The organism is Microlunatus elymi (assembly GCF_007362775.1).
GTDB lineage: Bacteria > Actinomycetota > Actinomycetes > Propionibacteriales > Propionibacteriaceae > Microlunatus > Microlunatus elymi.
This window is the reverse complement of record NZ_CP041692.1, coordinates 2,151,581-2,169,410: the sequence shown is the minus strand read 5'-3', so window position 1 is coordinate 2,169,410 and position 17,830 is coordinate 2,151,581. Positions and strand designations below refer to the sequence as shown.

Below are 17,830 nucleotides of genomic sequence, written 5' to 3'. Positions count from 1 at the left end.
CTCAGACCTGGTGGGCGTAGAAACCGAAGCGGGCCAACGGTTCGACCAGCTCCTGCTCCTCGTACGACAGGTGGGACAGCAGGGTGTCGCTGAGCAGATCGACCGCCTCCTGCAGCGGCTCGTAGTGGCCCGGGTCCTCGATCACGCCGACCAGCCGGCGGTCAATCTCCTCCAGCACCTCGTGGATCACCTGGTGTTCGTCGATCAGCCGATCGAGGATCTCACCAAGATCACGATCGGATTGGCGCAGGTGCGGGAAGATCGACTCGTCCTCCAGCCCGTGGTGACCGGCCACCAGGCGGCAGTAGGAAGCGCAGTACGCACCGAGCGTCCAGTCGTTCTGTCTCATGGTGAGGTCGTTGATCGTTGATCTTGCTGCGGCAGCTTGAACGGCGCCGGTCCGAACCTGCTCGACGATGTCGCGGACGACCGTCAACTCCTCGCGGAGATGATCATGGACGTCGATCAGGTGCTTGCCGACCGCACGACCGCGTGCGGTGTATTCGACCTCCGGGCCCGAGGGGCGGCGATGCGGCCGGCCGGCTTCGTCCCAGGGTTGGCGTGGCAGCAGCCGGGCACCGTCGTCCGGCGTCGGATGGACGCCGAGTCGGTCGTACTCCGATCGGTCGGTGAGCTCGGGTTCAGATCGGTGCGGTTCCGGCGCTTCGACAGGCTCAGGGCCCTTGTCTAGTTGGTGCTCAGGGATCTGGTTGGCGTGGTGGTCACCAGGCCCGTGGTGGGACGACTTCTCGCGGGCGCGGGCGACGCGATCGCGTACCTCTTCGGCCACTGCGGCGACCTGGTGCACGGCCGCCGCGTCGTCGGCGGGGACGATGAACGTATCGATGCCGTCGACCACGGCTAGCTCGACCAGATGATCAATCTCGAGGCCGGACAGGTTCAGCAGCCGGCGGATGTCGGCCGGGCGTCGACCGGCCTTGACCGCGGCTTCGTCGATGATCTTGTTCGCGCGCGCCAGGTCGCCGGGCTGAAGGTAACCCTCCGAGGGCAGCCAGCCGTCGGCGAGCCGGCCGGTCAACCGCAACATCCGCGGCTTGTAGGCGCCGATCCAGATCCCCACCGGATGCGCGGGAGCTGGGCCACGCTTGGCGCCGTGCACCCGGTAGTGCTTGCCGTCGACTCGAACCCCACCTCGCTGGTCGGCGTCCCACAGCGCCCGCAGGATGATGATCGCCTCTTCCAGCGCTTCGATCGACTCCCCCGGCGTCAACCGCGTGGCGCCCATCGCCTCGATCGCATCCCAGAAGGCACCCGCCCCGAGACCCAGCTCGATCCGGCCGTCGCTGAGCAGATCGAGGCTGGCGACGCTTCGGGCCAGCACCGCCGGTGGTCGCAACGGCAGATTGGTCACGTTGGCGCTGAGCGAGATCCGTTCGGTCCTGGCGGCGACGTAGCTGATCAAGGTCCAGGTGTCCAGGAACGCCGGCTGATAAGGATGATCTTGGAAGGTCACCAGCTCCAGTCCCAGCCGCTCTGACAGCTGAGCGAGCTCGACCGCGTGCTGTGGGTCGGCGTTGGCCGGCGTGATGAACGTTCCGAAGCTGAGTTCGCGGCCGTAATCGGGCATCCGTACCTCATTCCGGGTTGACCTGCCGGCGGACGAGATCATAACGGCCGGCGTTCTCAAGATCATTACGCCACAAACCGCCGCGCCAAGTCTTGAAGGTCAGCGCGCCAAGTCTTGGAGGTCAAATTGAACTCCCGTCGAGCGCGCCAGCGCGAGACCGCGCCCGAGCGATCTGCTGTCATGATGGCCGGATGGCGAGCTCGGAGAACCTGACCTGGCAACTCGACGACATCACGATGCGTGGCACCGTCGTACGGCCGGAAGGCGACGGTCCGTTCCCCGCCGTCGTCATGGTCGCGGGCAGCGGTCCGACCGATCGGGACTGGTGCTCACCGTTGCTGCCCGGCAGCAACGGCAGCGGGAAGCTGTTCGCCGAGGTCCTCGCCGAGGCCGGGATCGCGTCGATCCGCTACGACAAGCGTGCAACCGGGCCCCTCGAGGACATCCAAAGACTGGTCGGCACGTTCAGCATGCAGTCGCATCTGGACGAATTGATCGCCGCGGTCGGGGTGCTTGCCGCTCGGGACTTCATCGATCCGAACAGAATCGCGGGACTCGGCAACAGCGAAGGCACCCTGCACCTGCTGCATTACGCGACCAGCGATCAACCGATCGGCCTGATCGGGCTGGTGCTGCTGGCTCCGCCCGGCCGCGCCGTCGGCGAAGTCGTCATCTCCCAGTTGGCCCGCCAGGCAGCCAACGTGCCCGGCGGTGAAGCACTGATGCCCATGGTCCGTGCGGCGGCGGAACGCTACACGGCCGGACAGCCGATGGATCCCGATCCGTCGCTGCCCGACAGTGTCAAACAACTGCTGGCCAGTTTCGAGACTCCGGCCAATCTGCCGCTGGCGCGTGAGTTGTGGGACGAGGACGCCACGCTTTCCCTGCCCCAGGTGGCGGTTCCGATGTTGATCATGATCGGCAGGAAGGACCAGCAGGTCGACGTCGAGGCGGACGGACAGCCGTTGCAGGCAGCCGCTCGCGATATGGACAACGTCCGCTTCGAGTTCCCGGCCGACGCCAATCACGTGTTCAAACAGGACACTCGGTCGCTCGCGGAGATCGCCGCCGCGCCCGCCGAGCATTACAACCAGCCCGGCGGTCGGCTCGACCCGGACAGCGTACGGATGATCGTCGATTGGTTGCAGTCGCTGTTCGGATGAGTCCGGTTGACCGCACAGCGGATGCTGTGGCGGCCGGTCCCGTTCGCCCTCGATAGTCTGCGGGGACGACACGACGATCAGGACGGATGTATGACGCAGCACGCTCCCCGACCCGCGGCCGACCGACCTGGCCTGACGGCCCTCACCGATCGGCTCGGCATCCTCTACGGCGGTGACTACAACCCCGAGCAGTGGGATCCGGAGGTCTGGGTCGAGGACGCCCGGCTGATGCAGGAGGCCGGCGTCAACCTCGCCACCGTTGGTGTCTTCAGCTGGGCGTCGTTGGAGCCGGAGCCGGGACGTTTCACCTTCGACTGGATGCAGCAGGTGCTGGATCTGCTGCATGATCACGGGGTCGCGGTGGACCTGGCGACCCCGACCGCTTCCCCGCCGCCGTGGCTTCCTCACCGCTGGCCCGAGACGCTGCCGGTCGATGCCGACGGTGTACGGCTGGGGTACGGGTCGCGCAACCATTACTGCGCCAGCTCGCCGGTATATCGCGAGCATTCGCGGCGGATCGTTGCCGAGCTGCTGCGCCGGTTCGGTGATCATCCTGCGGTGGTGATGTGGCATATCGGCAACGAGTACGGGACGCCGTGCTACTGCGACCTGTGTGCCGACAGCTTCCGCTGGTGGCTGCAGACACGCTACCGAGATCTGGATTCTCTCAACCAGGCTTGGGGAACGGCGTTCTGGAGCCAGCGCTACAGCAGCTGGGAGGAGATCATTCCGCCGCGCACCGCGCCGTACTTGATCAACCCGTCGCAGCGGCTGGACTTCCAGCGGTTCACTTCCGATCAGTTCCTCGATCTCTACCGCGAGCAGCGGGCCATGATCATCGACGAACATCCCGACGTGCCGGTGACCACCAACCTGATGGGGTTCTACTCGCTGGCCGACTACCGCAGCTGGGCCGGCGAGTTGGACGTGATCGCCGATGACGGCTACCCCGATCCGAACGATCCCGACTCCCCCGTGTTCGCGGCGATGACCAACGACCTCATGCGATCGCTCGGCCGGGGCCGCGGCTGGATGTATCTGGAGCAGGCGGCCGGGGCGGTGAACTGGCGCGAGCACAACGTCGCCAAGTCCACCCGCCGCACTCGGCTGGAGTCGTTGCGTGCGATTGCCCGCGGGGCCGCCGGATCCTGCTACTTCCAGTGGCGGGCCTCGACGGCGGGCACCGAACGGTTCCACGCCGCATTGGTCCCGCACGCCGGCGCCGACAGCGATCGCTTCCGGGCCGTGGTGGCGCACGGTCAGGAGTTGAAGACCCTGCGACCGGTTCTTGATCAACAACCCGCTGCCGAGGTGGCGATGATCTTCGACTGGCCGAGCTGGTGGGCGGCCGAGGAGCCGTCGGCACCGTCCAAACGCCTGCGGGTGCTGGAACAACTCCAATCCTGGTATCAGCCGCTGTGGCGGGCCGGCATCACCGCCGACATCGTCGACAGCACCGATGATCTCTCCCGCTACCGACTGGTGCTGGCGCCGTCGGCCTACCTGCTCACCGACGCGGCCCAGGCGAATCTGCGCGGCTATGTCGCCTCGGGCGGCTCCCTGGTCCTCGGCCCGTTCTCCGGGGTTGCCGACGTGAACGGCCACGTCCGCCGCGGCCGCTTCCCGGTCGGCCTGTCCGACGTCCTCGGGCTCAGCGGTGAGCAGTGGCTGCCGCTGGCGGACCGTGACGAGGTGGCCGTCACGTCGGACCTGTTGGGCGAGGGTGCAGTCCGGCTGTGGTCGGAGCAACTGCGCGCCGACGGCGCTGAGGTCGTTGCAACCTTCACCGGCGGACCCGTCGACGGACGGCCTGCGATCTTGCACAATCCTTACCGGCAAGGACATTCCTGGTACGTCGGTACGGTGCCGTCCGCCGATCAACTGCGGAATTTGATCATGCTCGTCGCCGAACGCGCGGGTGTCCGTCCGGCGCTGGAAGCGATCCCCGACGGTGTCGAGGTGGTGCGTCGCGGTGACGCGCTGTTCCTCTTCAACCACACCCTGACCACGATCACCGTCGGCCTCCCCGGACAATGGCGCGACCTGCTGACCGACGGGCGGCTGACCGGCAGCGTCGATCTCGGTCCCGAGGATGCAAAGGTCCTGCTCCCGGCAACGTGAAGTCGCCCGGATATCGCCTGTACCTCACCGAGCCCTGATATCGAGGCACCATCTTGCCGAAATGCCCGTGTCGGGGGGGATCGGCTGTCTGGTGCCTCGATCTCCGCGTTTCAGCGCGCTAGCGAAGCTGCGAGAGCACCGGATGCACGGTTCGACCGGGGATGAGCCGCGTTCCGTCCGTGAAGCCCTCCTCCCGCCCACTGAGCTGGGCGATCAATCGAGATCGCCAACGCTGCAGCCGATCCTGACGGGCGGGATCGGTGGACAGATCCGCGACCTCGTGCGGATCTCGGCTCAGGTCGAAGAGTTGCTCGCGGCCGGTGCCGCTGAACCACACGTACTTCTCCCGGCCGTCGGTCAGCCATTGCAACGATTGTCCGAACAACGTGTGCTCGCCGTGCAGCACCTCGCGGAATCCGGCGTCCTCACCACGTGCCTGCGGAGCGAAGCTGAGCCCGTCGATCCCGGCAGGGATGGGCAGCCCGGCCAGCTCGAGCAGCGTGGGCATGACGTCGCCCAGTTCGACCACCGCGGCGTCGTTGACGATTCCGGCGGCAACGCCGGGCCCGGAAAGCAGCATCGGGATTCGTGCGGATCCCTCGTACGGGTAGCCCTTCCGGAACAGATGATGATCACCCAACATCTCACCGTGATCAGCCAGGAAGCAGACGATGGTGTTCTGCCGCAGATCGTGCTGGTCCAGCTCCTCGAGCAGGTAATTGATCTGCTGGTCGACGTGCGTGATGTGGCCGTAGTAGCCGGCCATCGCCCGTCGCAGCTGGTCGCGGCTGATCTTGCCGACGAACGAGGTCGGGTCGTCGGGCTTCGCGTACGGCGTGAAGAGGTCGGCCCAGTCGCCCACCGGTGGATCTGGCCGATCGATGTCGAGATACTGCTCCAACGCCCATCTCGGCGGGTCGTAGGGCGGATGCGGCGCGTTGAACGACGCGAACAGGAAGAACGGCTTCCGCGGATCGCGACGACGTAGGAACGTCGCAGCCTGACCTGCGACGAAATTCGTCGGATGCGTGTGCTCCGGCTTGTCCCACGGTCTGGCCACCCAGGAGTTGGAGTCGATGCCGTGATCAACAAAGCTCGCGTCTCGACCGAGCTGAGATCTCAACCAGGGCAGGTAATCGTCGACCCGATCCGGATCCTTCCCCTGCTGCCGAGCCTGCCGGACGATGCCGGTCGGGCTGTGCAAGATCACGTTCTGGAAACCGAGCTGCGACCGCTCCGGAAAGAAGTGCATCTTCCCGACGCCCTGAGTCTGGTAGCCGTGACTGGTGAATTCGCCCGGCAGGGTGACCGGATAGTCCCACGGCACCCCGTCCAGATAGCCGACTCGGCCGTGATGCACCGGCCGCAGTCCGGTCATCAGCGACGCGCGGGCAGGGATGCAGGTCGGCGTCGCCGAATAGGCACGATCGAATCTCGCGCCGTGGCTGCCGAGTCGATCCAGGAACGGGGTCCGCACCGACGGATGGCCGGCGGCACTCAGACAATCGCCTCGCCACTGGTCGGCCATGATCAACAGCACATTCGGCCGATCCTGCTCGGCGTGGCTCCCGACCCCGGTCACGGCCGACTCAGCGCTTCGACTCTGCGGCCAGCGACTCGGCGAACTCCGCGGCGATCTTGTCGCCACCCTTCTTCCGCCAGTCCTGATACGCGTCGGTGAGCGTGCTGATCGGCTTCCGGCCGTAGATCACATCGTTTGTGGCGTTGTTGATCAACTCGTTCAGGGTCGCGCCCTTTCGGCTGTAGGTGTCGGAGTAGAGACCGACCGTGGGATCACGCAGCGGGTCCGCCGAGGCTCGCTTGTGCCACGCATACTGCCGATCGACGCCGAGCTTCGGTCCCGGGCCGATGGTCGTCATCGAGTCGGTGATGTACTGCACGTCCATGAACTCCGACGTGCCCATCTTGGTCAGCGTCGGCAGGCCGTCGACCCAGGTGAAGTCGGAGCCTTCGACGCCGTACTTGCGTTCCAGATGTTCCCGGGAACCGATCGGCGTCGCCAGGAAGTTGAGGAAGTTCAAGATCTTCCGGGTCTTGTCCTCGCCGAGGTCCTTCTTGATCACGGTGACGGCCTGCACGCTGGTGCCTGCATAGTGCCGGGCGTCGCCGCCGCCGTTCTCCTTCGGGGCGTTGATCATGCCCAGCTTCTTCGCGCCGTCCACCGGCCCGCCGAGCTGACGGACGAAGAGATCCCAGCCGACTGCACCGTCGCCGAGCAGTCCGGTCTGGCCGGCGTAGAAGACCGTACGGATCTTGTCGTAGACGATCGACGCGGAGTCCGGATGGAACAGACCTTCCTTGACCATCCCGGCGACACGTTGAATAGCGTCGATGCAGCGTTCGTCAGCCAGCTGGTAGGTGAACTTGCCGCCCTCCTCCGACCAGTTGTTCGGCGCACCCAGCATCATGCCGATGAAGTTGATCACCGGCCTCGGACTGGCCGATGCCCAGCGCCGCGCCTTCTTGTCTGTGAAGCCGCGCATCAACTCGTGGAATTCGTCGTAGCCGCCGGGCTCCGGGTTGAGGCCGAGTTGTTCGGCGAGGTCGAGTCGGACGAAGATCGCCTGCGGCGCGACCGGCCGTGGCTGCGGCACCGCATAGACGCTCCCGTTGGACACCGTCATCCGCCAGGTGTCCGGCGGCATCGCCGCCAGGTAAGGAAAATCCTTCACCGCGTCACCGGCGAGATAAGGTCCGAGATCACAGAACAGTTTGTTCATCACCCGCGGCTCGTCCGGGGTCGGCCGGGGAAACATGCACAGGTCCGGGACGTCTCCGCCGGCGATCGTGGTCTGGAACGCCGCGGGATAATCCGGTGACGAGATCGCCCTGATGTTCAACGTGCAGCCCACGTTGTCCTGGAATTGTGCATAGAACTTGTTCTTGCTCGCTCCCGGTGGAGTTGGTACGAACGTCGGATACATGATCTTGATCTGATCCAGGCCCGATGCCGGCGGCTTGTCGAACACGCGCTTCGGATGTCGTGGATAGGTGTAGTAGCCGGACATCAGCACTTCGTTGCCCGGAAGATCCGGCTGGACCAGGTCCACCGGCGTGTAGGTCGGAAGCTTCGCGCCCACATTGCGCTCGGCGGTATTCGCCTCCTTGGTCGGGTCGCTACATCCTGCCAGCGTCCCGATGCCAAGGCCGGCAGCGATTCCGCCGGCCAGCAGGTGGCGCCGGGAAACCTGAATCGCGGAAGGATGTCCGGATGCAGCATTGGATGTCATGGTCATAGCGGTCACTTCCTTGTGAGATCGCCGAGCGGGATGGTCAGCGAGCGTGAGTACGGATCTCCTCCGGCCAGCCGAGCTGGAAGCCGAGCTTGTCGGTGAGCAGTCGCTGGAAATCGGCGGTCAGTTCGGTGTCCGCGCGCACCTTGCGTGGCGTGTGGCCGGTGTTCAGGCTGTACGCGGCCAAGGCACCTGCGGCTTCGCCGATCGACCACTCCACCGGATGCAGCCGGTAGCAGCCGTTGGTGATGTGGGTGGTGCCGATGTTCTTGTTGCCGGGCAGCAGATTCTCCACGCGCTGCGGGATCAGCGCACCGAGCGGGACCTGGAACGGGTAGCTGGAGACGTCGACGTAGGTGCGGCGTGGATTGTCACCGCCCCAGCTGGGATGCAGGTCGATCCGGTAGGAGCCGACGCCGACCGAATCGGCGAATTCGGCCGACCCGGCCGGCAATCCCTTGGCGGCGCGCTCTTCCACCCCGACGTGTTCCTCGAGCACGGTGAACTCGGCCCTGATCCGCCGCGACTCACGGATGTAGGGCCGCAGTGCCAAATGATCATGACTGCCGAGAAGATCACCGCGCGGACGCAGACCCCGATAGCCGGCGCCACCGTCCAGCCGTGGCGCTTCGGTCTGCATCCAATACAGGAAGGACAAACTCTGCTGCCGTGAACCCTCCAGGTGCTTCTCCCGTTCCTGCGGGTCGACGCCGATCAGCGGCCCTTCCAGGTAATCGATCTGCGGCCAGTTGACCAGGGTCACGTCGCTGACGTAACGGCCCGGTTGATGATGCTTGATGGTGAAGATCCGCCGGTAGTGCCACAGGTCGTTGGCGACCGCACCGCGCGCCGAGTCCGGGTCGGCGAAGATCGGCCGGCTCCTCGGCTGCAGGGTGGTCGGCGCGACATCCTCCCAGGACAGCATCGGCGCCGGCCAGAAGTCGAGCTGGTAGCCGCGCCAGAAGTCGTACGTGGCCGGCTTGTCGATGGTGAAATCGCCGTCCGGCAGGTAATCCAGCGCGAAACACCAGGTGAAGGACTGCTGATCCAGCGGCTGCGCCGGACCGTCGACGGCATGCAGCTCACCGGTGTCGTCCCGGCTCTCCGCACCGTTGACATGCTCGACCCCGGCCAGCTCCAGCAGGTCTCCGAGCTCGGTCGCGTCAATGATCATCGGCGCGGTGATCGTGGTCTCGTCACCGGCCTCGCGGTCGCGGAGGGTGACTGCGGTGACTTGATCACCGGCGGTGTCCGCGGCGACCGGCTCGTGTTGCATCAGCACCACCAGTTGGCCACCGGAGCGGTACGGCGCCAGCAGCTCGTCGATGGCGGCCACCGCGACCCGCGGCTCGTGACACAACGCGCTCACCCCGCCGCCACCGGGGTTGAGCAGCGGATCGCCGGCCGCGTCGTCGGTCAGCGGATAGTTGCGTTGGTAGTAACCGCGGATCCGCGACCGGAGATCGCGATAGCTACGACTCGCGCCCTGCTCGGCGATCCACGGATGCTCGTCCGGCGGCACCGCCTGCGAGGTGAGCTGGCCGCCGAGCCACGGCGACTCCTCGGTCAGTACGACCGTCCGGTCGAGCCGCAGCGCGGCCAGCGCTGCCGCGACTCCGCCGAGACCGCCGCCGACGACGAGCACGTCCGTGTTCTGCTCCATAGGTGTTCTCCAACGTCCCCGCGATTGCCTGACACCGTCCGCGCATCGGGACGGATGGCATCAGTGTCCACGGATCGACCCTCACCCCGTCAAGACCTTCACAGTTACTAATTCCTATTAGATAAGCTTTCTGCCAGCAGACCACCGCGATGGGAGTTGATCGACTTGGCCGGCCGTCCACGCCAACGCGACATCGCCGCTCGGGCGCGGGTGTCACAGACCACGGTCTCGTTGGTGCTCAACGGCAAGAGCGAGCAGTACGGGATCACCGCGGAAACCGAACGCAGAATCAGGAAGGCGATCGCCGAGCTCGGCTACGTGCCCAGCGTGACGGCCCAGGCGTTGCGGGGCGGCCGCAACGGGCTGATCGGTGTGCACACGTTCGAGCCGATGTTCCCGACCGGGGCCGATCACTACTACTACGAGTTCATGGTCGGCATAGAACAGCAGGCGACGGCAGCCGGACAGGATCTGGTCATGATCACCTCGGTGCACCAGGCCGGCGCTGGCCAGAGCATCTACCGCGAGGGCACCAACCGGCTCCGGATCGCCGACGGTGCGGTGATCCTCGGATTCCAGGAGCATGACGAGGAACTGGAGGAGCTGGCCAGGCAACAATTCCCGTTTGTGTTCATCGGGCGCCGGCAACGGGCGGCCGAGCTGATGCCGTACGTGGTGCCCGACTACGTCGACGGCGTCCGCAAGATGGTGCAGTTGATCGCCGAGCTGGGGCACCGCCGGGTTGCCTATCTGGCCGGCCGGGCGGAGATGTTGCCACGGGAGCAGCGATTCGCGGGCTTTCGCGACGGTCAGGCGGCAACCGGCATCGAGCTGGTCGCGCACCTTCGGCGCGAGGCGGACGAAATCACCGCGGAGTTGATCAACGACCTGCTGCGCCGGTCGGTGACGGTAATGATCGTGGACTCCTATCCATTGGCCGAGCGGATCGGGACGCTCTGCGCAGCCGAGCGGATCGACATACCGGATGGGCTGAGTGTGGTCAGTCTCGACTCGTTGGGATACGGCTCCAGCCGGGACTGGACCCACCTGGAGTCGCCTCGGCGTGACCTCGGCTCACGCGCGGTGGAAATCCTGATCGAACTGATGAACGGTGAAGTTGCGCGGAGTTACCACGAGCTGCTCCCCTGCCCGGTCCGCCCGGGAAGCACCTTGCTGCGCCGCTGACTCGGCTTCCCGCGCACCGGCGGCGCTGCCGCGAAGGTTCGAACTTGCGCGGGAGCGCCGCAGGTGCGCGGGAGCGGATCAGCGGCCGCGCAGGGTGTCCACGGCAGCCGACTGGAGCCGCAGCTCCAATCGTGCTGGCGGCCCGCTGATCGGTAGCTGCTGGGTCGTCCACTGCGAGTCGGTCGGCACGGTGCCGAGGCAGTGGTCGCCGAACCATGCCGTCACCCGGCCCGACCTGCGAGCCGTATTGCGGACCCGCAGTTCCAGGGTGGTCGAGGTGCCGGGATCGACGGCGAGGAAGGCGATCCGGCCGTCATCGGCCTCCACGACCTCGTCCCGCAGCGGATCCCGAGGCACCAGCCGGACGTCCTCGGACTGATCGAACGCGGTCGCCGCGAACCCCTGCTCCAACGGGTGCGGACCGACGGTCTCACCGGTCATCGACACCGACGCCTGCAGCCGGATGTCGTCCACGCTGCTGCCGACCCGGACCTCGTACGCTCCGGTCTCGATGATCATCCTCGACGACACCACGTCGAAGATCATGAACGCCTCGCGCCGCAACTCAACCACAACGCGACGCGTCTCACCCGGCGCCAGCGTGATCTTCGTGAAACCGGCCAAGCGCCGCGGGAAAGCAAGCCGGGGCTCAACGGCCGTCGTGTACGCCTGGACCACCTCGCTCATCGACCGATCGCCCGGATTGTGCACAGTCACCACGGCACCGACCGGCACCGAGTCCGGGCCGGTCTCGATCGCCAGATCCTGGTAGCGCACCTCGCCGTAGCCCAGGCCGTGGCCGAACGGGAACAGCGGCGGCTGATCGTCGTACCAGTAGGTCGATCGCGAACCGATGATGTCGTAGTCCAGCAGGTCCGGCAGTCGCTGGCCGAGGCGTGGCCAGGCCTGAGCCAGCCGGCCGCCGGGGTCGGCGGCGCCGGTCAGCACGTCCACCAACCCGTGCCCGAGTTCCTGACCGCCATGGCTGCTCCAGACGATCGCCGGACTGCCCGCGGCGACGTCGTCGAGCGCGTACGGATAGCTGGAGATGATCGCCAGCACGGTCCGATCACAGTTCTGCCGGGCCGTTGTGATCAAGCCTGTTAGGGATTGCGGCAGTTCGAGGTCCGGTCGGTCCTCGGTCTCCCGGCCGAGCAGATGCGGCTCGTTGCCGACCGTCACGATGACGGTGTCGGCCCAGTCCGCCGCGTCCGCAGCTGCCGCGCAACCGTCGGAGATGATCATGGTCCGGAAGCGGGTCGCCTCCTCCGCCCGGCCGACTTCAACACAGAGCGCACCGGCCGCGTCCACTCGCAGCCACTTGCGCGTACCAAGGTGCTGGATCGAACAGCTGCCGTCGAGCCGGCGATGGAGGCGGAAGCTCTGCTGCACTTCCCAGCCGCCGACCCGGTCCGCATCCGCTCGTACCCAGCGCCCGTCCGAGACCGTCCACAACTTGCCGGTGTCTGCGGTGATGGTGCAGATGCCGTGGCCCCAATCGGTGATCGCGACGACGGCAGCCGACTCCGGCGAGCCGCCGATCATGACGCCGTCGGCAGTGATCACCCCGCCATTCGTGCGCAAGTAGCCAGGACGCGTCTGGCTGCCGGCCAGCGTCTGTTCGCCCACGGGCGACAGCGGCATCAGCGCCACCCGATCGGCACCGTCGACCAGGCGTACCTCGCCATTGTCGCCGACCGCCTCACTGAGTGCGTCGGCCAAGGAGACCCGGTAGGGCGGCGTTCCCGAATACCAGTCGCAGAGCACCCGGTCGGCCAGCGGCCCGATCACCGCGATTCTCCCCGTCGGCTGCAGCGGCAGCAGATTCTCGTTGCGGAGCAGCACAATCGAGGCTGCCACGGCTTCCCGCGCCAACGATCGGTGCTCCGGTCGATCAAGATCAGCTTCGGTGATCTTGTCCGGCCCGGCGGCGTACGGGTCGGTCTCGTCCAGCTCACCGGTCCTTTCCCGCAGTCGCAGCACGCGCTCGGCTGCACGGTCGACGTCGGCCTCGGTGATCAGCCCACGCTCCAGCGCCTCGGTCAGCGCGGCCAAGGTGCCGGCAGGTCGGGCGTCGTCCTGGGTGTAGGAGTCCACCCCGGCGCGCAGGGCCGCCGCATAACCGGCCGGATGATCTTCGAAGTAGCGTTGGGATCCCGCCAGGTTGCCGGGCGCGTACGCATCCGAGACGACCAGCAGCGAGTCGTCGGTCCACGATCGCAACTCGTCCAACAAATCGGCGCTGACGTGCGCGGGTCGGCCGTTGATCAAGTTGTACGACGCCATCACCGCACCGGCCGCGCCGGCGGCTATCGGTCCGCGGTAGGCCGGCAGTTCGTATTCGTGCAACACCCGCCGCGACAGCACCGACGAGCTGACGTCGCGATCGGTCTCGTTGTTGTAGCCGCAGAAGTGCTTCAGGGTCGGCACCACCCGCCACCGTTCAAGATCACCACGCAGTCCGCGCGCGTACCCGGTGGCGAGTTCGGCGGTCAGCCACGGATCCTCGCTGAGCCCCTCTTCGTTCCGACCCCAGCGCGGATGTCGCAACGGATTGACCACGGGCGCCCAGACATTCAACCCGATCGACGGATCACTCAGCCGCTTGGCACGTAGCTCGGTGCCGACCACGGCACCGAGCCGGCGCAACAACTCCGGGTCCCAGGTCGCAGCCAACCCGACCGGTTGCGGGAACACCGTCGCGGTCCCGCGCCAGGCCACGCTGTGCGCCGCCTCGCCGCCGGTGTTGAAGGCCGCCAGCCCGAGTCGGTCGATGGCCGGCGCGGACTGATGCAGCAGAGACAGCTTCTCCGCGGACGTCAGCCGGCCGAGCAGCTCGGTCACAGGATCAGCCACGTTGCACGCCCCTCACGTCGACACGCTCGGCCCGATAGGCGTCGACAGTTTCGAATCGATTCGATCATCAGCCGCCCACCGCAGTGATGAATTCGGATGCCGCGATTCTGCCGGGGACTTCGTCAACTTGCAACGTCTGCCGCGCATTGCGCAAGAAACGCCACCTGAGCACACCATTCCTGGTTTCGATCCGATCGCGATGGTGGTCCGGTGCTTGCAGATCGACCACGGGGACCCTTAGTCTGCAGCGTCGAAGCGATTCGACAACCCGTTGTCATCGGAGCCGGCGTCGCCGGCCTGTCCGTTCCAGACCTGCGCGTCCCACAAAGGAGTGACCGTCATGACACCCACCCCGAGCGCCCGCGGGCTCAACCGCCGCGGCTTCCTCACCGCCCTCGGACTCAGCGCCGCCGCCGTCGGCGCCGGCGGCGCCCTGTCCGGCTGCTCCTCATCCGGATCCACCACCCCGCAAGCCAGCACCGCCGGCAAGGTGTCGGCAGGAAACCTGCCGAAGTACGTACCGATCGAGTACGCCAAACCCGACTTCCCGGCGAAGAACGGTTCACCGGCCGGCTACGCGAAGATGCCGACCACGCTGGTCAAGTCGGTGAAGACGACGCCGGGCACCGGCAAGACGATCACCGCGATGACGCCGCTGTGGGGAACCATCCCGCCGAGCAAGGGCAACCAGTACTACGAGGCCGTCAACAAGATGCTGGGCGACACGATCGACTTCCAGATCTCCGACGGCAACACCTACGGCGACAAACTCGCCACCGTCCTGGCCTCCAAGAAGGACGTCGCCGACTGGGTCCAGATCCCCAGCTGGAACCTCCCCGCCCGCTTCGGCAGCGAGATCGTCGAGAACGTCTTCCTCGACCTGACACCGCACCTGGCCGGCGACGCGGTGACCAAATACCCCAACCTGGCCAACATCCCCACCGACGCGTGGAAGGCGTGTGTCTGGAACGACAAGCTCTACGGGCTGCCCTATCCGTCCAGCGGCGGCGTCGGCAACGCGATCTTCTATCGCGACGACCTGCTCAAGAAGCTGGGCATCACCGCGGATCCGAAGAGCGCGCAGGACTTCCTCGATCTGGCCAAGGAGCTCACCGATCCGAGCAAGAAGCAGTGGGGCTCGGACGACCCGTGGAACGCGATGGGATTGATCTTCTCGCTGGTGCCGAAATGGCGACTGGACGACAGTGGCAAGTTGATCAACCGGGTGGAAACGCCGGAATACAAGGAAGCCTTGGAGTGGTCGCACAAGATGTTCAAGGCCGGCGTGGTGCATCCCGATGCCGTCGCCGGCAAGACCGATGAGGCCAAGGCGCGCTTCCAGTCCGGCCGGACGATGATGGCTTTCGACGGCACCGGCGGCTGGAACGAGGCCCTGCGGGACAACCTGAAGGGCAACCCCAGCTACTCCCAGATGCCGTTCCTGCCCTTCGGCGCCGACGCCTCGACCGCGCCGGTCTACTGGAAGGGGGCCGGCGCCGGTATGTACTCCTTCATCAAGAAGACCGACGACAAGGCCAAGATCGAGGAGTTGCTGAAGCTGGCCAACGCCCTCGCGGCGCCGTTCGGCACCGATGAGTTCCAGTTGATCAACTACGGCGTCGAGGGTGTGCACTACAACCTGGACAGTGATGGTCTGCCGCAGCCGACGGACCTGGCTGCCAAGGAAGTCCAACCCACGTACATCTTCCTGGTGGATCCGCCGGTGGTCGAGGCGCACGTGCAGTACCCCGGCTTCGTGAAGGACTACTGCACCTGGGCGATCAAGGCCGGCGAGTCGGTCAAGGAGCCGTTGTTCTACGGCATGAACATCACCGAGCCGTCGCAGTACGCCTCGATCGGGCAGCCGTTCACCGATCTGGAGTCCGACATCGGCCGTGGCCGCAAGCCGATCAGTGCACTGGACGACGCGATCAAGGAATGGCAGGCCGCAGGCGGCAACGAGCTGCGCACGTTCTACCAGCAGATCCTGGACAACCAGTGACCACCACCAGCCCACCCCGTACGACGTCGACATCCGCCGACGCGACCAAGCGGGTCAAGCCGGCGACACCGCCGGTGCGCCGGCGGACCTGGCGAGCCAAGTTGAAGCGGGACCGGTCGTTGATCATCATGACCCTGCCCGCTGTGATCTTGTTGATCATCTTCGCCTACATCCCGATGGCCGGGAATGTGATGGCGTTCCAGAACTACTCGCCCTACACCGGCTTCCTGCACAGCCCGTTCGTCGGCTTCGACAACTTCGTCCGGGTGTTCGACAGCCCGACGTTCCTGAACGCGGTGAAGAACACCCTGACGATCACCGCGTTCCAGTTGGTGTTCTTCTTCCCGATCCCGATCATCCTGGCCCTGCTGCTGAACAGTGTGATCTCGCCGCGGATCCGGACCGTCATCCAGTCGGTGGTCTACCTGCCGCACTTCTTCAGCTGGGTCGTGGTCGTGACGGTGTTCCAGCAGATGTTCGGTGGTGCCGGGTTGATCAGCCAGACCCTGCGCGACCACGGCCACTCCGGCTTCGACCTGATGACCAACCCGCACACCTTCCTGGTGCTGATCACCGCGCAGTCGGTGTGGAAGGACGCCGGCTGGGGCATCATCATCTTCCTGGCCGCGTTGAGCACGGTCGATCCCGCGTTGCACGAAGCCGCCGCGGCGGACGGCGCGAATCGGTGGAAGCGGATGTGGCACATCACCCTGCCCGCCCTGAAGCCGGTGATCATCCTGTTGTTGATCTTGCGGCTGGGTGACGCGCTGACGGTCGGCTTCGAGCAGTTGATCTTGCAACGGGCGGCGGTCGGCGCCCAGGTGTCGGAGGTGATCGACACCTACGTCTACTACCAAGGCGTCATCTACGGCGACTGGAGTTTCGCTGCAGCGGCCGGTCTGGCCAAGGGCGTGATCAGTCTCGGACTGGTGCTCGGCGCGAACAAGCTGGCGCACGTCTTCGGAGAATCAGGGGTGTATCAGAAAGCATGACCGAGCCCACCACCACCCTGCCCCGACCGGCCATCGGTACGCCGACCGGCCGCCCCCGAGCCCGCCGGCGGAACTCGCTGCGGCCGGTCTGGGACGAACAACCCAGCCGCCCCGGCAGCCTCGCCAAGGCGATCGTGCTGATCGCCGTCGTGCTGGCCATCCTGTTCCCGCTCTACACCATCGTGCTGACCAGCTTCTCCACCCACCAGGCGTCGGTGAACGCCGGCGGTCTGGTGATCGTGCCGCGCGGGCTCACCGCGGCGGCGTACGTGCAGATCCTGTCCGGCGGTGTGGTCACCCGAGCTGCGCTGGTCAGCGTCGGAGTCACCGCCGTCGGCACCACCCTGTCCACCGCGGTCTCGGTGATGGCCGCGTACGGCCTGTCCAAGCCGAATTCGTTCGGCCATCGGGTGATCTTGTTCGTCTTCCTGATCACCATGTTCTTCGGCGCCGGCATGATCCCGACGTACCTGCTGGTCAGCAAACTGGGCATGATCAACTCGTACTGGTCGCTGATCCTGCCCGGTGCGGTCAGCGCGTTCAATGTGTTGATCTTGCGGAACTTCTTCATGGGTATTGATCAGAGCATCATCGAGGCGGCCCGGATGGACGGTGCCGGTGAGTGGCGCATCCTGGGCCGGATCGTGCTGCCCATGTCCGGCGCCGTCGTCGCGGTGGTCGCGCTGTTCTACGGCGTCGGCTACTTCAACGCGTTCTTCAACGCCATGCTCTACATCAACGACAACAGCAAGTGGCCGCTGCAGCTGGTGCTTCGTTCGTACGTGTTGCAGGGTGCGAACCTGCCCGGCGGGGCCAGTGCTACCGACACGCACGCCAGCGGTGTCGTCGCCGGCATGCCGGTGAAGATGGCGGTGATGACCCTGGCCCTGGTCCCGATCCTGATCGTCTACCCGTTCGTCCAACGCCACTTCACCAAGGGCGTGATCTTCGGCGCGATCAAGGGCTGAGGATGGCGGAATCGCCGTCAGGGCTGGGCCTTCTGATG

General features: G+C 66.1%; 11 protein-coding genes. 6 read left to right on the top strand and 5 right to left on the bottom strand.

All coding sequences use genetic code 11. From position 1 onward, the window contains the following. Position 1: 1 nt before the first annotated feature. Positions 2-1,588, bottom strand: coding sequence for an LLM class flavin-dependent oxidoreductase (locus FOE78_RS09725; protein ID WP_143986108.1), 1,587 nt, complete (start codon positions 1,586-1,588; stop codon positions 2-4). A gap of 191 nt (positions 1,589-1,779) precedes the next feature. On the opposite strand from FOE78_RS09725, the gene FOE78_RS09720 reads away from it, so the two are divergent. Together FOE78_RS09720 and FOE78_RS09715 are read left to right on the top strand one after the other, a co-directional pair. Continuing rightward, on the top strand, positions 1,780-2,751 hold the full coding sequence (locus FOE78_RS09720) for an alpha/beta hydrolase family protein (RefSeq protein ID WP_143986107.1): 972 nt from the start codon (positions 1,780-1,782) through the stop codon (positions 2,749-2,751). 90 nt (positions 2,752-2,841) lie between these two features. Beyond that, a complete protein-coding gene (locus FOE78_RS09715) occupies positions 2,842-4,872 on the top strand; it encodes a beta-galactosidase (protein WP_143986106.1) in 2,031 nt (676 codons plus the stop codon). 118 nt (positions 4,873-4,990) lie between these two features. Here the strand turns inward: FOE78_RS09715 and FOE78_RS09710 are convergent, their stop codons facing one another. The 3 genes from FOE78_RS09710 to FOE78_RS09700 are packed head-to-tail and all read right to left on the bottom strand — an operon-like array spanning position 4,991 to position 9,789. Next, complete coding sequence (locus FOE78_RS09710) at positions 4,991-6,454, bottom strand: arylsulfatase (RefSeq protein ID WP_143986105.1); 1,464 nt, start codon at positions 6,452-6,454, stop codon at positions 4,991-4,993. 7 nt (positions 6,455-6,461) lie between these two features. Then, positions 6,462-8,129: an extracellular solute-binding protein gene (locus FOE78_RS09705; RefSeq protein WP_143986104.1), complete on the bottom strand. Its 1,668-nt coding sequence runs from the start codon at positions 8,127-8,129 to the stop codon at positions 6,462-6,464. A 37-nt stretch (positions 8,130-8,166) separates the two neighbouring features. Beyond that, positions 8,167-9,789 (bottom strand): FAD-dependent oxidoreductase, encoded by a 1,623-nt coding sequence (locus FOE78_RS09700; RefSeq protein WP_143986103.1) that lies wholly within the window; start codon positions 9,787-9,789, stop codon positions 8,167-8,169. A gap of 156 nt (positions 9,790-9,945) precedes the next feature. Between FOE78_RS09700 and FOE78_RS09695 the strand changes: the two genes are divergently transcribed. After that, positions 9,946-10,974, top strand: a complete 1,029-nt coding sequence (locus tag FOE78_RS09695; RefSeq protein WP_143986102.1) for a LacI family DNA-binding transcriptional regulator — start codon at positions 9,946-9,948, stop codon at positions 10,972-10,974. Positions 10,975-11,052: 78 nt separating this feature from the next. Here FOE78_RS09695 and FOE78_RS09690 read toward each other — a convergent pair whose 3' ends face one another. After that, positions 11,053-13,830 carry a beta-glucosidase family protein gene (locus tag FOE78_RS09690; protein WP_210414907.1) on the bottom strand — a complete coding sequence of 926 codons (2,778 nt, stop codon included), beginning with the start codon at positions 13,828-13,830 and terminating at the stop codon, positions 11,053-11,055. Between the two features lie 340 nt (positions 13,831-14,170). Here FOE78_RS09690 and FOE78_RS09685 point away from each other — a divergent pair, with 340 nt between their 5' ends. The 3 genes from FOE78_RS09685 to FOE78_RS09675 are packed head-to-tail and all read left to right on the top strand — an operon-like array spanning position 14,171 to position 17,792. Next, positions 14,171-15,832: an extracellular solute-binding protein gene (locus FOE78_RS09685; RefSeq protein ID WP_143986101.1), complete on the top strand. Its 1,662-nt coding sequence runs from the start codon at positions 14,171-14,173 to the stop codon at positions 15,830-15,832. Further along, complete coding sequence (locus FOE78_RS09680; protein WP_228266128.1) at positions 15,829-16,824, top strand: ABC transporter permease; 996 nt, start codon at positions 15,829-15,831, stop codon at positions 16,822-16,824. The genes FOE78_RS09685 and FOE78_RS09680 overlap by 4 nt, the downstream gene beginning before the upstream one ends. Further along, positions 16,821-17,792: a carbohydrate ABC transporter permease gene (locus tag FOE78_RS09675; RefSeq protein ID WP_143986099.1), complete on the top strand. Its 972-nt coding sequence runs from the start codon at positions 16,821-16,823 to the stop codon at positions 17,790-17,792. The genes FOE78_RS09680 and FOE78_RS09675 overlap by 4 nt, the downstream gene beginning before the upstream one ends. Positions 17,793-17,830: the final 38 nt, after the last annotated feature.

Bases quoted from the DNA above. Each gene is read 5' to 3' on its own strand.
- FOE78_RS09725 (WP_143986108.1), bottom strand. From the start codon at position 1,588: ATGCCCGATTACGGCCGCGAACTCAGCTTCGGAACGTTCATCACGCCG.
- FOE78_RS09720 (WP_143986107.1), top strand. From the start codon at position 1,780: ATGGCGAGCTCGGAGAACCTGACCTGGCAACTCGACGACATCACGATG.
- FOE78_RS09715 (WP_143986106.1), top strand. From the start codon at position 2,842: ATGACGCAGCACGCTCCCCGACCCGCGGCCGACCGACCTGGCCTGACG.
- FOE78_RS09705 (WP_143986104.1), bottom strand. From the start codon at position 8,129: ATGACCATGACATCCAATGCTGCATCCGGACATCCTTCCGCGATTCAG.
- FOE78_RS09700 (WP_143986103.1), bottom strand. From the start codon at position 9,789: ATGGAGCAGAACACGGACGTGCTCGTCGTCGGCGGCGGTCTCGGCGGA.
- FOE78_RS09685 (WP_143986101.1), top strand. From the start codon at position 14,171: ATGACACCCACCCCGAGCGCCCGCGGGCTCAACCGCCGCGGCTTCCTC.
- FOE78_RS09675 (WP_143986099.1), top strand. From the start codon at position 16,821: ATGACCGAGCCCACCACCACCCTGCCCCGACCGGCCATCGGTACGCCG.